The organism is Desulfovibrio faecalis, from assembly GCF_053570625.1.
The window spans coordinates 1342527-1358007 of the sequence record NZ_JBRBQR010000001.1; the positions used below are offsets into that span (position 1 = coordinate 1342527).

A 15481-nucleotide genomic window follows, 5' to 3' on the forward strand; every position below is an offset into this window, starting at 1 on the left:
TGATGATGGTTGCCCCTAGTATAAGAAAAATGATGTATGCTTCAGGCACTGCGCAAGCATGCCCACTAAACGCTTTAAGCGTTATATCATGCCATAACTGGATAGACTTATGAATATACGTACAAAAGTATGCTTGCCATTGGTGATCATTACATTGGCTGTGGCGCTGTTATGCATGCTGGTTGTGGCACGACAGGGAAGCCAGCTCAGTGAAACAAGCATGCAGACTCTTGTAGATTCAAAGCTCTCCCAGATAGAGCTGATGGTCAAAACCAACGGCCTCCACGCCATGGAACTGGCGGCACTGGTCAGCCGGTTACCACAAGTTGAAGAAGCCTACCGTGTGGCCTTTACCGGCAACATTGATGACGAAGCCAGCCCGCAATCACAGCAGGGGCGTGAGATGCTGCGTGCCAGCTTTGCCCCCATGATCGAGGGGTATGAAGCAGTAATGGGGGCAAAACCCCAACTGCACTTCCACTTTGCCTCTTCACGCAGCTTTGTGCGGCTGTGGCGCGAAAAGCAAACCATGCGTGACGGCAAATGGGTTGATATTTCAGACGATCTCTCGCTTTTTCGGCAAAGCGTCAAGGACATCAACACCACCAAAACGGCGGTATGGGGAGTAGAGGTTGGCAGTGGCGGGCTGGTTATACGCGGGCTGGCCCCGGTGGTGGCCAGCAACGGCGAGCACCTTGGCTCTGTGGAAACTCTCGTTCCGTTCAATCCGCTGCTGGACAGCCTGGGCGCTGGCAAGGGCGAAAACACCCTCCTCTACATGAACCCCAACAAACGCTCCATTGCAACACAGTTACTGGATACTGGTGCATACCCAACGGTTCACGACCATTATGTGCTTGTGCGGGGCACCACAGCTGGCAAGATTGAAAAGCTCATCAGCAATGATTTTCTGGATTCCGTAACCGCTGGTTCCACATGGCACACAGCAGAGGGCCTGCTTATTGCGGGCATTCCGGTCAACGACTACAAGGGCGAGCAGATCGGAACCTTTGTGTTTTCCATAGACCTCAACGAACAACAGGGCATCATCACAACAGCGGGCCTCACACTTTTGGCTTCGTTTCTCTTTCTGCTGATTGTGCCCATTGTTGCTACCTATTTTGTGCTGGGGCTTGCGGTGCTTTCGCCGGTGCAAGAAATGATGCGCGCACTGAACAGCATTGCCGAAGACGGCGCAATACTTGCGCACCGACTTAAAGACACCGCAAAGGATGAAATAGGCCATCTGGCAAAAATGTTTAACAGGCTCATGGACAGCATAGAAGCTGTAATGACCAAGGTTGAAGGCTATAAAAACCTTATCAATGCTGTGCCAGACCCCATTTTTGGCATAGATAAAAACAGGCAGATAACTATTGCCAACAAGGCAACGGAACTGCTGCTTAAAAAACCGTTCGAGCAACTGCTTGGTCAATTCTGCCACGACTGTTTTTGCACAAGCGCCTGCGGAACGGGTGATTGCCCCATCAACCAGCTCAATGTTGATCCCCGTTCAACAAGAACCAGCATCATTGACATCAGCACAGACGGAAAGCCGCACTTTATCCAGCCGGTAAGCGAAATGCTCCATGACTGCCATGGTCAGAACATGGGCTATGTTGTGGTTGCCGAGGATGTGACCTCGCTGGTGCTCAAGGAACAGGAGATCAACAAGCTGGCATTTTACGACCAGCTCACGGGGCTGGCCAACCGCTCGCTGATGGTTGACCATGTCAAACAGGCCATTGCGGCCAGCCAGCGCAGCGCAAGCCTGCATGCCCTGTTTTTTGTGGATGTTGACGACTTCAAGACCATTAACGACACGCAAGGGCACGACCAGGGCGACAGGCTGTTGCAGCTCATAGCAGCACGGCTTCGCTCTGTTGTACGCGAGGGCGACACTGTTGCCCGGTTTGGCGGCGACGAATTTGTTCTGCTGCTGCTCAATCTTTCGGATGACATGACCACAGCGGCGGCCCAGGCAGAAACTATTGGCAAAAAGATTCTCAGCGCCATGCGCATGCCACTTCAACTGGACACCGTACACTACCGCTGCTCTGGCAGTATTGGCCTTACTCTTTTTGGCAACAAGCCTGTTTCAGTTGAAGAACTGCTCAAACAGGCCGATATCGCCATGTATATGGCCAAGGAACGCGGAAAAAACACTGCTGTTTTCTTTGATCCTCTGCTGCAAACAGCCATGATGGAACGCAATGCCATAGAATATGACCTTAAAGATGCCGTGCTGAACCTTTCACAGTTCACACTGTACCATCAGCCACAGGTAACTTCCGAGGGAAAAATAGTGGGAACAGAAGCCCTGTTGCGCTGGAATCACCCGCGCCGTGGTCTTGTGATGCCCGGCGACTTTATACCCATGGCAGAAGGCAATGGCATGATTGTGGTTATTGGCGACTGGGTTTTGCAGATGGCCTGCGCCCAGCTTGCCGTGTGGGCAGAAAACCCGCACCTGGCGCACCTGAGCATTGCAGTAAATGTGAGCGCGCGCCAGTTTTGCGAGCTTAATTTTGTGCAGTCGGTAACCGAAATTGTGCAGCAATATGATATTGCCCCCGGCAAGCTCAAGATAGAAATCACCGAAAGCCAGCTTACAGCCAATGTTGACGAAATTATCGGCAAGATGAACGAGCTGAAAAAAATCGGCATTACGTTTTCGCTCGATGATTTCGGCACAGGTTACTCATCTCTGGCTTTTTTAAAACGCCTGCCACTCGATCAGGTCAAAATAGACAAGTCCTTTGTTATGGATCTGCTGGACGACCCCAACGATGCCGCCATAGCAGGCACGATCATGACGCTGGCCAGCAGCCTTGGGCTTGAGGCCATCGCTGAAGGGGTGGAAACCAAGGAACAGATGGAATTCTTGCAAAACCTTGGCTGCCATATGTTTCAGGGCTATCTGTTCAGCCCGCCGCAGCCGGTTGAAGTATTTGAGAGCTACGCACTGGCCGCAGGGCAAAACATGCTGCAAGACCTTTTTGCCAGCCCTCCGCACGTTACCGGAAACTAGCCTGCCTGCGGCAAAAGGCCTGCCTCAAGGCTTTCTTGTCAGAGGATGCCCACCCGCAAAAAAGCAAGGGGCGCGAGGGGCTGTTCATCACCACAGGTGCGTTCACCCGTGATGCAATCAAGGAAGCCACCCGTGATGGTGCCTCACCTATTGATCTAATTGATGGGGAAGACCTTGTGGATATGCTCAAACAGCTTCGTCTTGGCGTTGAGGTTCGCATGGTTGAAGAGGTTGACGTGAATACAGCATGGTTTGAAAATATTTAACTCTTTTGCAGTTTCACCTGGCAATTGTGCGCAATTGCGTTCCGGCAGGCCATTGACACGATCCCAATGTGTCATTACCATTGTAACGCAAAACATTACAAGGAGTCTGTCATGGCCAACCTGCAAATACGCATTGATGATGCCCTTAAGTCCCAGGCCCAAGCCATTACTGCCGATTTGGGCATGGATGTGGCAACTGCGGTACGGATATTTCTCGCGCAGATGGTGCGGGAAAAGGCTTTGCCTTTTACCCCAAGTCTTGATCCTTTTTACAGCCAGCAGAACCAGGCGCATCTTGCGCGACTGGCTCAAGAAATGGATGCCAGTACAAACAGCACTTACCGCCAACTGATTGAGGACGCGCATGAAGCTCCTATGGCATGATGTGGCGTGGGATGATTATTTATATTGGCATACGCACGACAAACAGGCCGTCAAGCGCATCCACATGCTGATTAAAGACATTCAGCGAAACGGATATGTCGGCATAGGCAAGCCGGAACCTTTGAAAGCTAACCTCCAGGGTTGGTGGAGTCGCCGCATTGATGCTGAGCACAGACTCGTCTACCGCATTGTTGGCGATGTCTGTCAGATAATTCAATGCAAAGGCCATTATGAGAGTTGATTTTTATATTGGGATAAATACTTTTCCCAGAGCTAAAAAGATTTGTATCTCAATAATTTTTTAACGATATATTATTTCAGTAAGAAGACAGAAATTACTCTTTAAAACAACCAAGAAATCCCTGCCCAGCGTCATGCTGGACAGGGATTTCTCATTTCTGGAGGTATTTCATGAACCAATATCAATCAGAAAACATCACCGAATTGGCCAAGGCCTTGCTCAGCGTACAGCGAACCGTGCGCCCCATAGCCAAGGACGCTGAAAATCCTTTTACCAAAAGCTGGTACGCCAGCCTCAACAGCGTCATGGATGCCTGTCGTGATGCGCTCATCGAAAACGGCATCTGGCTGTGTCAGTATCCTGTGCCTGTGGAGCAGCCCAACTCGCTCGGGCTGGTTACCAAGCTGACACATGTTGAGTCGGGTCAATGGCAAAGTTCCTTGGCCGTGGTGCCTCTGCCCAAGGCCGACCCACAGGGAATGGGATCGGCAATAACATACGCTCGCCGCTACGCTCTAACCGCCATGTTGGGAATGGTAACTGAAGATGACGATGGCGAAGGGGCAAGAACTGGTCGGAAATCGGCATCTCGCCCGAAATTGCCCGTAAACAGTCATGAAATGAAAAAAGCGCATTTGCCCGGCACCAATGCCAAAAATAATTCTTCAGCCACCTCAAATCGCTCGTCAGCAGCGCTTGAAAATCTTCCTCCGCTGGAAGGGATTACTTATCAACAGGTGACAGCTCAGGATGGGCGTCCTTGTATCATTGCCACAGGCAACACACAGGCCAAAAAGGAATTACTGACCGGTTCGGGCTTCCGTTGGAACCCGCAGAGAAAATTGTGGTGGAAATATGTTGATGCCGCATAGCAAAAATCAAAATACCGAGTGAGAGGGCTGCCTGATGGCGGCCCTTTCGCTTTTATGGAGACTACCCCATGGAACAGAAGGACCGTTCAGAAGGATTACGGGCGTTAATCAGACAAGGCCTGCAAGCCGTTGCCCACAAAGACACACTTGCACACCTAGGCGACCGCTCCCGCTATGTGGGAATGAGCGACATTGGCCAGCACTGGGAATGCCCACGGGCTGCACTGGCTAGAAAAGTGCTGCCCACCACAAACAGCCTGGAGCGCCTGCTTACGCTGCAGCGAGGGCACTGGTTTGAATCTGGGGTTGGGCAGGCACTGACATCGTTGGGCCTGCATATTTTGCCCCAGCTTGAGATCAACTGGCAGCATCAGGGCATACCTATCAAGGCTCATCTTGATTTTGTGCTGGTCTGGGGTGCGCCCGTCAATGCCATACGAATTCTGGAAGTGAAGAGCACTGACAAGCTGCCCGGCACCCCGCACGATTCCCATCTGCTGCAACTGCACGGACAGATCGGCCTGCTAACAAAAGCATGGAGTAAGCCCGTTTTCAGCCTTCGTGCTGGGGACGGTACGCTTCTGCATGACAAAATGACCTTCCCGCAACTTTGCCTTGTCCAATTTGGCCTTCAGTTGCCCGCAACTGCTGCCGAGGCAAGCATGGAGGCATGGTTGCTCTGCCTTTCCATGAAAGAGGTCAAAGCATTCGGCCCCTATGGCTTCAATCAGGCCATGCTCAATACGGCCCTTGATCATGCGGCGCAGCTGTGGGGTGAGCTTACAGCATTCCGCGCCGGGCACATAACTCTGGCACAAGTGGATTGCGCGCAAGGCTTTTACCCCTTGTGCTCGTACTGCGAACATAACGACGGCTGCCCCAAATTCCCACAGGGAGTGCAAATGCCGCAATGGCAGCCAGCACTTGAAAAGCTGGCGGCCCTCAAGGAGCAGCGCACGGCCTTAGATAATGAAATCAAAGAAGTGGAGACTGTGCTCAAGCTTGTTCACCGCCATGCTGGCACACGGGATTGGGTAGACACGGGAAACTACCGATTCCGCATGTCAGTGGCAGCTGGTCGCACCACTTTGGACAAAGATGCCCTGCGGGAGGAGTTGACCGAGATTCTTAACGCTGAGCACATGGGCGGCATCGACGTAGACACATTGCTAACCCGTTGCGAGCGCACAGGCTCACCTTTCGAAAAATTGAGTATTTCGCCCATAAACTGAACTTCGGGAGATAATCATGGGGTATTATTCCGACGTGGCCCTGTGCCTAACAAAAAATGGAATGGATCAGCTAAAAATAGCTCTTGCAGAGGCAGAAAGGGACAAGCCTGACAGTCTTGCAGCAATCAAAATCCTTATTGGTGATGAACCCAGCAGAACCGATGAAAGCACCGGGGCTGTTGTCTTTCTGTGGGAGGGGGAACGGTGGTACGATGAATTTGATGAAATAGCATTTGTTGAAGAATTCATGGACAACTTGTCGCATGAAGACTTCCTGTTCATCCGTCTTGGCGAAGATTATGACGACATTGAAATTCGCGGCAGCTTTTGTGGCATCCCGTTCAACATTTCCGTAGAACGAAAAATTATAGCAGGTTAGCAGCCGACCTTCATCCCCTTCCAAATGTTTGCCACAGGTAGAGACCGTTGACCGTCCGCAGGCTTACCCGTAATCTGTGAAAACGGAGGCATTATGTCGCTCACACTCGAAGAACTGGTCGAAACGGCCATAGAAAATCAGCGTATAATCCTTGAGCTTGAGCTAAAAAAAGGAGTTCCGCTGAACTACCTGGACGAAAACGGGCAGTATACCCTTCGCTATCCAGACGGACATACTGAAACAACGTCACTCACCGAAGCCCATCAGGTAGAGTAATGCCCAAGCTTTTGTGCATCTGTGGCCCAAATGGGGCAGGCAAGAGTACCTTCTCAAGGACAATTGCCATGCGGGAAAATCTGCTGGTTATTGACCCTGATAAACTGGCTGCGGAAGGGTTGTCCCCGATTGCCGCTGGCAAGGCTGCTGCTCGCATGGCTCGCCTTTTTCTGGAGGAGGGAGTTTCATTTGCGCGGGAGTCTACCCTTACGGCCAAGTTTGACTTCACTCTGATGGAGGAGGCAAAACAGCGGGGTTATGAAGTTGAGCTTGTATACATACGCCTCGCGTCAGAAGTACTTGCGCTGAATCGAGTTGCAGCCCGTGCATCACGTGGCGGGCATAGCGTTCCAGCCCAGGATGTTGTTCGCCGTTTCAAACGCAGCCTTGAGAATTTGCCCAAGGCGATGGCTTTGGCGGACAAAGTGACAATTCTGGACAATTCCTTCTGCAATTACAGAAAGATATCCTAGCCAGACTGATAACATATTTCGAAGAGCCCGGTTCCCTTAAAAGGAGCCGGGCTTTTTCTGCATCTAAGGAGCAGCAATTATGAACACAAATTTGATCGAAGGACTTAGTAACCTGAAATCCACCGACCTTGATGCCGGGCAGGTTTTCAGTGGCAAGCCTTCTGGCACTCAGGTCAGGGGCTACACCGTTCCTTCGGCCTACACCCCGGCCATTGACCACGACTATATTTTCCATGAGTCCAGCCGCGATGTTGTGGTCTGGTTTCTTAACCCACAGGAACCGTTGTACGTCTTCGGCCCCACTGGTTGCGGCAAAACCAGCTGCATCAAGCAGCTGGCTGCTAGACTTAACTATCCCATCTTTGAGGTTACCGGACACGGGCGGCTGGAATTTGCCGACCTGGTTGGTCACCTGACAGTCAAAAATAACAACATGACCTTCGAGTACGGCCCGCTTGCGCTTGCCATGCGTTATGGGGCGATAATTTTGCTGAACGAAATCGACCTAACCTCGCCAGAAATAGCAGCAGGCCTGAATAGCGTATTGGACGGCTCCCCCCTGTGCATAGCGGAAAACGGCGGCGAGCTGATTGCGCCACACCCCATGTTCCGTCTGGTTGCCACGGCCAACACCAATGGCGGTGGCGATGACACCGGCCTTTATCAGGGCACCCAACGGCAGAACCTTGCATGGCTGGACCGCTTCACAATCTGCGAAGTTGGCTACCCATCTACCGATGTGGAAAAAAGCCTGCTTGCCCGGCGCTTCCCTTCGCTGCCCCAATCGCTGTGCGCCACCATGGTGGACTATGCCAATGAGGTCCGCAAGCTGTTCATGGGCGAGGCTTCCACCAGCAATCTGACCAACGCCATTGAAGTTACATTCTCCACTCGCAGTTTGCTGCGATGGGGTGATCTGACCGTTCGCTTTCAGCCGCTGGCCCATCAGGGCGTACAGCCTGTCACCTACGCCCTCGACCGGGCGCTGGGCTTCCGAGCCAGCCGTGAAACCCGCGCCATGTTGCACGAGCTGGCTCAACGTATGTTCCCGCAGCAGATGGAAGATGAGACCCCCAAAACAAAAACGTCTGAAGCGGAAATCCTGCACGGTGAGCAAGCCCTACGCTTCATGCGCGGCCATCTGCATCACACATCTAGCGTAGCCAAACCCTGCGTACACCTTCAGGTATTCCACAACCAGTCTGGCAAAAAGCAGGACGGCAAATTCTGGATCGGCGAGGCCAGCCCTGTTGGGCTCACGCTGAAGTGGGGCAAGCCGGACACCGTTGGCCAGCAGCATTTTATTCCCGCCGAAAACTGTGAAGGCAAGAATACCGTGATGGAACTTGAAGCCCGCGCAGCAAAGAAACTCACTGAAGGCTACTCCCTCAATACAACAAAAAGTTCGATCTAGGAGGCTACTATGACACAACTTGTTTCTGACATCCGCATTTTGGACAATTTGCTGGCCCTCAACCTCAACGTCAGCTTGTGGTCAGCCCGGCGCAAAATGAGCCAGGAAGACCTAGGGGGTGCAGAACTGCCGCCTGAAGACCTGGCATCCCTTGGTTCCAAGCGCATTGCCGACCCGGAAAACCTCAAAATATTCGGTACACTCAAGGCCCGCGCCTTCAACTACCTTGACCGGCAAGGTGTACGGTTTATGTCCGGCTGGGCCATCCCCGAAGAAAAGGCCGGCGAAATCGTGCAGGAGCTTTGCAGCATCCGCAACGACTTCCAGAAGGAAAAGGAATCTTTCCTGGCTGGTTACGACCAGAATGTGCAAGCCTGGATTGAAAAACATCATCAGTGGGGCGAAATCATTCGTAACTCCCTTGTGGGGCCTGACTATGTACGCGCCCGTATGGATTTTCGCTGGCAGCTGTACAAGGTGGCCCCGCTTGAACAGCACACAGACAACACCGCGGTGCTGGAAGCCGGGCTGGCGGAAGAGGTGCAGGGCCTGGGCGGCACCCTGTTTGATGAGGTGGCCAAGTCTGCAGACGATATATGGCGCAGGGTTTATCACGGCAAGACGGAGGTAACCCACAAGGCGCTCTCTCCGCTGCGTACCCTGCATGCCAAGCTCACGGGCTTGTCTTTCGTAGAGCCGCATGTGGCCCCGGTGGCTGACATTGTGCAGGCTGCACTGCTGCGTATGCCCAAGAAGGGAAACATCACCGGTACAGACCTGCTGCTGTTGCAAGGGCTGGTCTGCCTGCTCAAGGACAATACGGCTCTTGTGGGACATGCTCAGAAAGTTATTGAGGGCTACGGCCCGGCCTTTGTGCTGGATGCGCTGCTGGCCGGTCCGTGCACTATGCCAGTACCGGATGGCAACGGTATGCATGTAAACGGTGCAATTGAAGGGGATGACGACGAACCCATTCTACCTGAAATTCCTGTGGCAGACAGCGCATTACCGCATCCTGCCATACCCAGTCTGGGCCTGTGGTGATGCCATGATACGCACAAAAGACGTTCTCAACTGTCTGCCCCTGCTGGCGTCCATCCTTGGCGACCGCTATGGTGTGCAGGTACGTATTGGCGGCAAGGAAGCCTGCACCAACGGTAAAGTTATCCATCTGCCATCGTTGCCCATTGATTGTGTGCCGGAATTATTGGCTCTGGCCAAGGGGTTCACAGACCATGAGGCTGCCCATATACGGCACACAGATTTTGGCGTGCTGAAAGCTGCAAACCTTGATCCAGTGACCTTCAATTTGTTCAACTGTCTTGAAGATTGGCGTGTTGAAAAGGAGCTGTCTGGCATTTTCCCGGGCTGCCGGAGAAACCTGAACTGGCTGATACGACGATTCTTTGTAGAGCAGGCACAGCCAAGGGCCGGGGATGATTCCCCGGCCCTTGCTGTTTTGGACTATGTGCTGTTGACCGTGCGAGCCTGGGATGTGGATGAGGTGACCCCGGCACGCCAACACGCGGCAAGCATCATGGAGCAGCACTTCCCCAGCTTGAAAGATGCTTTGGATGCCATTTTGGTCAAGGTTTACATCCATTGCCCGGATACAGCGGCAGCAGTCGAATATGCTCGACAAATTGCCATATGCGTCAGGCAGTGGGAACCACCTCAGCCAACTGCAACCAGCGAAGGCACGAATAATAATGGTCAGGGAGCCACACCAAGGGCAACAGGGGAAGCCAACGATTCTGCCATACAAATCAACCAGCAATCTGGACCGGTCCAACTGCTGAGTGCTTTACCGCTCAAGGCCTTGTTTCATGCAGAGGCGCAGGATCTCCCCCAACAACTCGGCGAAATCATGTCGATTGAACTTGCCAATAGCAGCGCAGAATCCGCTGGTGACGCACTGACCGTGGCCGTGGAAGGCACCCGACATGCAACCCCCTTGCCAGCAGAGCAGAAGCGGCAAGCCCTTTAGGCCAGCATTGCGCTGCGTACTCGCCTACAGGGCTTTCTGCAGGCGCAAACGCAAAGGCGTTGCAGCATCGGGCGTAGAGGGAATCTGCATGCCAATTCGCTACACCGTCTGCAGGTTGGCAATGTTCGTGTTTTCCAAAAAGAGTCAGAGCATCAAGGCGTTAACACCGCTGTTCATATCCTGCTGGATGTAAGCGGCAGCATGGCTGGCGCACCGATTAATCTTGCAAATCGGGCCTGCTATGCCGTGGCAACAGCGCTGAGCCATATTCGTGGCGTGAACCCGGCGGTTACGGTTTTCCCCGCTACGACGGTCACAAACTCTGTATTCCCCATCATGCGGCATGGGCAAGCGGTGTCAGATCTGTTCGACATTCGGGCTTCTGGCGGGACACCCTTGGCTGGGGCTTTGTGGTGGGTTTTGCAAACCATGCTGCCTCTCAACGAACAACGCAAGATGATTCTGGTTATCACTGACGGCATGCCGGACAACCCGTTCGCTGCAAACAATGCCATAGGGGTGGCGCAGAAACTTGGTTTTGAAATTTATGGCCTTGGCATACGGGATGAACACATCACGCACCTGCTGCCACACACAAGCCGGGTGGTCAACGATCTGCCAGATATAGTGCCTGCCATGTTTGCCCTGCTGCAGGTAGCCTTGCTTAAAGGTGGTGCCGTATGATGGTTCCCCTTGATTTCAGCCCTTGGAGTCGAACGGGAATATTTCGGTTCTTCTTACTTAACAAAAAGCGGCGCATCCAGCGCTGCTAAATGAAGGGAGGGTAAATGAATTACCTGAACTGGATACCTGTTGTTATCGCTGTACTTCAGGCCATAAAAGATAACTGGGATGATTAATTCGTACTGCGGCTGAATAGGTAGGGGGTAGGAGAATTTCTACCTCCTGTAATCATGTTATTGGAAAAGAGAACAGCAGAACAGAGACTATTTCCGATGGATAATTGTTAGTTGTTGTCGCCTGATGCATTTTCCAAGGTGCAATATCTGTCAATTGGAAGACGATATAAAGAGTCATTGATGGTTACAGTATTAGTATTCAAGACACTATTTGTTCAATAGTTGCATTCAGTAGAATCGCAAGTACACATCAAGATTATTGTTACATGGATTTTGTAAATAATATTTTTTCATAAAGAATGTTATTCATCTTTTGATTTGTCATGGGAAAATTTTTCAACTTTATAATCATGAATTTCTTTTTTCTTCATAATGATTTTTATTCTATATTTAAAGCGTTCCCAAAATTTAGCAGGTGTATCATTGTCCTTTTTAAGAATTGTTTCTGAATACTCTTTATAGAAATGTATCATGCTGAGATTTTCGCGTACCCTGCGAAGTTCTGCTTCAATTATGGCACGGTCATCATCGTTTTTGTTTATATCGTCAGAGGAAAAAATTTTTTGCAAAATATCAATTTTATAATTAACTATAGATGTCTTACTTGTTTTAGGATTAGTTTTAGATTTAAATATAAACGGACATGAAGGATTTGTATAATAATTTTCAATATGATCGATGTTGAAACTATCTAAAAATAAATCAAATGACTTTTTTTGTAACAATAAAAATCTGTTAAAGTATTGCAGTGTGTCACGATACTTCGCGACAACAAAATCATCATAGCATTCGAACACTGTCCTTCGTTTCTCTATAGAAAAAAGTTTGGTTTCAACTATGCCATGCGATGCCAAAAAAAGCAAAAAAATCCCACCAGCCATTCCAATTAATGTAGAAAAATTTTTAGGTAACGTTTCGTTGAGGTTAAGTATGCTGGGGTCATGGGTGTCCAAAAGAGGACTGAACGATATACAAAAATCCATTGATAGGGGAAGTTCAATGATTTTATTTTTACAATTTTTACAGTAAAATAATGTTTTTTCCCCAGATAACACGGTGAGTTGTGCATGCCTATCTGGACCATGCTCGGCAATTCGAACGGGATGGGTAACGCAATTTTCTCCACTGACAACCGACATGCGTTCTCCCAGAGTGACAGGATTGTCTTTGCCAGTAAGGGAAAAAAGAATTCCATGATCGTTTTTTTTATTGATACTCAAATGTTGTAAAAATTCTTTAAATATATCTTCAATGTCTTCATGTTCATCATTCCTTTTATGAAAAATTGATATCGCTTCAAGAGGGGTATTAGCAATGTTGTTTATTCTTTTATGAAAATTTTCATAGCAAATATTCATATCCCATAATGGAGATATCACGCCTTCACTATTAATTATTCCACAATCAACTTTTCCCTGAAAAAACAATTTGCAAATGAATAATTTGAAAAAAATTGCAAGAGCTGGGCTGTATTTAAGTTTTTTTGAAAAAATGGGCTCTTCCGGGTTTTCCGTGGGTAGCTGATCTGCTAATGTCCTTCCCGGAGGGCACCAATGAAGGATACGGACCTATATTTTCGGATTCTCGGGCTGACCGAGCCCTGGTTTGTTGAGGCTGTTGAACTGGACACGGCGGAAGGTCGGGTAGACATCCGCGTGGAGCATGGTCCTGGTGTTCGCTGGTTTTGCCCTACTTGTGGTCGAGAGCTGGCTTGCCGCGACCATGCCGAGCCTCGTGTCTGGCGCCATCTGGACACGTGCCAGTTCAAGACGTTCCTGCATGCTCGGATTCCCCGAGTGGACTGCCCCGAGCATGGCGTCCTTCAGGTCAACGTGCCTTGGGCCGAGTCCAAGGCACGTTTCACCATATTGATGGAGCGATTGATCATCGACGTGCTGACCGAGTGCGCCACCGTAACAGGAGCGCGGCGCATCCTGCGCATCACCTGGGACGAAGCATGGGGTGTCATGGAAAGGGCGGTGCGCCGGGGCCGGGAGCGCAAGCAATCGAATCCCTCGCGGTATCTTGGCGTTGACGAGAAGGCATTCCGCAAGGGGCACGACTATGTGACCGTGGTTTGTGATCTGATCGGCAGCACGGTGGAGTATGTGGCCGACGAGCGTAAGGCCGAAAGCCTTGAGGGGTACTACCTTCAGTTCACCAAGGCGCAGTTGGAGCGGATCAAGGCCGTGGCCATGGACATGTGGGAGCCCTATTTTAAAGCTACGCTCAAACATGTGCCGGACGCGGCGGGGAAAATCGTTCACGATCGGTTCCACGTCATGAAACACGTAGGCGAGGCTGTGGACCGGGTACGCAAGCAAGAGCACCGCGAACTCACAAGTCAGGATGACCATCGACTCAAGGGCACGAAATTCCTCTGGCTATACCGGGAGGAGAATCTGCCGGACAAACACCGGCCAGCCCTGGAGGCCTTGAAGACAGCGAACCTCAAGGTGGCCAAGGCCTGGGCCATGAAGGAAAGCCTGAACGACGTCTGGAAGTACCTGAGCACGGGATGGGCCAGACGTTTTGTGAAGCGATGGCTGGTCTGGGTGAACAGGTCAGATCTTGCCCCAATGCGCAAAGTGGGCGGACTGATTCAGAGACATCTTGAGAACATCCTGACCTTCTGCCGCCACAGGATCACCAACGGCGTGGCCGAGGGCCTCAACAGCAAGATCATGGCCATCAAGAGGAAGGCTTGCGGTTATAGGAACCGGGAGCATTTCAAGACAGCCATCTACTTCTTCTGTGGCGGTCTAAACCTCTACCCGGCCAGTTCCTGACAGGGGTTACCCACGGAAAACCCGGAAGAACCAAAAAATGGAAGACTCTTCAGCGTCATCAAGTTTTTTTGCAATTTTTTCTATGGCTTCGTCAAAAGTGTAGCACGAGTTTTTCCCTAGGGAGCTTGCGCGGCCAATTAGTTCTTTCAATTTCTCCCGTTTTTGCCCGTCGCTGGGCGAGGAATGGTCGCTGGATGGGGCGATCCCTTCGGTGCTAAGAGGTTCGCCTCTTTTTGTGTTTGATATTCCTTGTGGAGATTTTCGCAGTTCAATTTGATCTGAAGCCGAAGGCTTAAAAAGATGAGGATGTTTCCTTGTACTTTTTTTGAGCTTTGACTTTTTTCGGAGACTTTTCATGGCCGCCTCATTTTTGGGGTAATAGTACGTATTCGTGTATCACGACTCCAAACCGAAAAAAAGCGGGGCTATTGCGGGGCTAAAATCGTAGCAATGAAAAGAGGCTTACGGATAGTATCCGTAAGCCTCTGTAATTTCTGGAGCCCTTGAGCAGGATTGAACTGCTGACCTCATCCTTACCAAGGATGCACTCTACCGACTGAGCTACAAGGGCGTAGCAACGAAGAAAGCTTCTATCCTAACCGTAGGTGATCGTCAAGCATTCTTGCGCAATTTTTTTATTTTTATGAAAAAGCACAATGTTAGGAGGCCAAAATCACCGGGATTACGCTTTCAGCATGCCGTGGATGGCGCGAAAAAGCGCGCGCCGGGCCTGCGGGGAGGTGTTCTCCGCAGCTTCCTTGCGGGCGGCAAGGGTCATGGTCAGGAGCTCCTCCTGACTTGGCAGAGCGGCCTTGCCTGCGCCCTCCGGCACTTCTGTGTCCTGCTCCGGCAGTGCCCTTGCGGTCAGCAGGGTTTCCACCAGGCCCGCAAGTTCGCCTTGGTCAGCGCTCAGCAGGCGGTCGCGCCACTGCTCTGCCTGATGAAGGGCTGCGGTGGCTGCCGCTGAAACCTCGCGTCGGGCATCCAGCATGGCGCGGATGGGCGCGGGGTCGATCTCGCGCATGACGCGGCCAATAAACTGCATCTGGCGGCGGCGACCTTCGTGGTCGCCTATGCGCGCGTATAGTTGCAGCGCTTCCCTGAGGTCTGTGGGCAGGTCAAGGTTTTTGACTTCCTGCGGGCCAAGGCGCGTCAGTTCTTCGCCCATGTTTTGCAGGGCAAGGCTCTGGCGTTTTTTTTCAGAGCGGCTGGGCGGCAAGTCAAAGCCTTCCGCCTCATCGCTGGATTTCCATTGGTACTGTTTTTTGCGCGGCATT

Annotated in this window: 16 protein-coding genes, 1 tRNA gene and 1 pseudogene; 14 read left to right on the forward strand and 4 right to left on the reverse strand. The window is 51.3% G+C overall.

The genetic code is table 11. The features are described 5' to 3' along the window. Positions 1 to 220: 220 nt before the first annotated feature. The 13 genes and pseudogenes from ACUZ79_RS05900 (at position 221) to ACUZ79_RS05960 (ending at position 11239) form a co-directional block, all read left to right on the forward strand. On the forward strand, positions 221 to 3031 hold the full coding sequence (locus tag ACUZ79_RS05900; RefSeq protein ID WP_449250985.1) for an EAL domain-containing protein: 2811 nt from the start codon (positions 221 to 223) through the stop codon (positions 3029 to 3031). A gap of 35 nt (positions 3032 to 3066) precedes the next feature. Next, the gene (locus ACUZ79_RS05905; RefSeq protein ID WP_225530105.1) at positions 3067 to 3297 is read left to right on the forward strand and encodes a restriction endonuclease; all 231 of its coding nucleotides are present in this window, start codon (positions 3067 to 3069) and stop codon (positions 3295 to 3297) included. A 111-nt stretch (positions 3298 to 3408) separates the two neighbouring features. Continuing rightward, complete coding sequence (locus ACUZ79_RS05910) at positions 3409 to 3681, forward strand: type II toxin-antitoxin system RelB/DinJ family antitoxin (protein ID WP_192113925.1); 273 nt, start codon at positions 3409 to 3411, stop codon at positions 3679 to 3681. Next, a complete protein-coding gene (locus tag ACUZ79_RS05915) occupies positions 3662 to 3922 on the forward strand; it encodes a Txe/YoeB family addiction module toxin (RefSeq protein WP_072311508.1) in 261 nt (86 codons plus the stop codon). The genes ACUZ79_RS05910 and ACUZ79_RS05915 overlap by 20 nt, the downstream gene beginning before the upstream one ends. Before the next feature lie 170 nt (positions 3923 to 4092). Then, a complete protein-coding gene (locus tag ACUZ79_RS05920; protein WP_192113926.1) occupies positions 4093 to 4794 on the forward strand; it encodes an ERF family protein in 702 nt (233 codons plus the stop codon). A 68-nt stretch (positions 4795 to 4862) separates the two neighbouring features. Next, positions 4863 to 6026, forward strand: coding sequence for a hypothetical protein (locus tag ACUZ79_RS05925; protein WP_449250986.1), 1164 nt, complete (start codon positions 4863 to 4865; stop codon positions 6024 to 6026). A 16-nt stretch (positions 6027 to 6042) separates the two neighbouring features. Then, a complete protein-coding gene (locus ACUZ79_RS05930) occupies positions 6043 to 6405 on the forward strand; it encodes a hypothetical protein (protein WP_449250987.1) in 363 nt (120 codons plus the stop codon). Positions 6406 to 6498: 93 nt separating this feature from the next. After that, a complete protein-coding gene (locus ACUZ79_RS05935; protein ID WP_449250988.1) occupies positions 6499 to 6681 on the forward strand; it encodes a hypothetical protein in 183 nt (60 codons plus the stop codon). After that, complete coding sequence (locus tag ACUZ79_RS05940; RefSeq protein ID WP_449250989.1) at positions 6681 to 7154, forward strand: zeta toxin family protein; 474 nt, start codon at positions 6681 to 6683, stop codon at positions 7152 to 7154. Before ACUZ79_RS05935 ends, ACUZ79_RS05940 begins: the two co-directional genes overlap by 1 nt. Before the next feature lie 79 nt (positions 7155 to 7233). After that, positions 7234 to 8208, forward strand: a pseudogene (locus ACUZ79_RS05945) (AAA family ATPase); the annotation flags it as partial. Positions 8209 to 8577: 369 nt separating this feature from the next. Continuing rightward, positions 8578 to 9612 carry a DUF3150 domain-containing protein gene (locus ACUZ79_RS05950; RefSeq protein ID WP_449250990.1) on the forward strand — a complete coding sequence of 345 codons (1035 nt, stop codon included), beginning with the start codon at positions 8578 to 8580 and terminating at the stop codon, positions 9610 to 9612. 4 nt (positions 9613 to 9616) lie between these two features. Next, positions 9617 to 10555, forward strand: a complete 939-nt coding sequence (locus ACUZ79_RS05955) for a hypothetical protein (protein WP_449250991.1) — start codon at positions 9617 to 9619, stop codon at positions 10553 to 10555. A gap of 108 nt (positions 10556 to 10663) precedes the next feature. Continuing rightward, positions 10664 to 11239 carry a cobaltochelatase CobT-related protein gene (locus ACUZ79_RS05960; protein WP_449252168.1) on the forward strand — a complete coding sequence of 192 codons (576 nt, stop codon included), beginning with the start codon at positions 10664 to 10666 and terminating at the stop codon, positions 11237 to 11239. 478 nt (positions 11240 to 11717) lie between these two features. On the opposite strand, the gene ACUZ79_RS05965 is transcribed toward ACUZ79_RS05960, so the two are convergent. Continuing rightward, a complete protein-coding gene (locus ACUZ79_RS05965; protein WP_449250992.1) occupies positions 11718 to 12773 on the reverse strand; it encodes a hypothetical protein in 1056 nt (351 codons plus the stop codon). Positions 12774 to 12968: 195 nt separating this feature from the next. On the opposite strand from ACUZ79_RS05965, the gene ACUZ79_RS05970 reads away from it, so the two are divergent. After that, positions 12969 to 14204, forward strand: a complete 1236-nt coding sequence (locus tag ACUZ79_RS05970; RefSeq protein WP_096152604.1) for an ISL3 family transposase — start codon at positions 12969 to 12971, stop codon at positions 14202 to 14204. 6 nt (positions 14205 to 14210) lie between these two features. On the opposite strand, the gene ACUZ79_RS05975 is transcribed toward ACUZ79_RS05970, so the two are convergent. The 3 genes from ACUZ79_RS05975 to yjgA all read right to left on the reverse strand — a co-directional run bounded on the left by ACUZ79_RS05975 (position 14211) and on the right by yjgA (position 15480). Beyond that, a complete protein-coding gene (locus tag ACUZ79_RS05975) occupies positions 14211 to 14561 on the reverse strand; it encodes a hypothetical protein (protein ID WP_449250993.1) in 351 nt (116 codons plus the stop codon). 138 nt (positions 14562 to 14699) lie between these two features. Further along, positions 14700 to 14775, reverse strand: a tRNA-Thr gene (locus ACUZ79_RS05980). A gap of 111 nt (positions 14776 to 14886) precedes the next feature. Beyond that, positions 14887 to 15480, reverse strand: coding sequence for a ribosome biogenesis factor YjgA (gene yjgA / locus ACUZ79_RS05985; RefSeq protein ID WP_449250994.1), 594 nt, complete (start codon positions 15478 to 15480; stop codon positions 14887 to 14889). Position 15481: the final 1 nt, after the last annotated feature.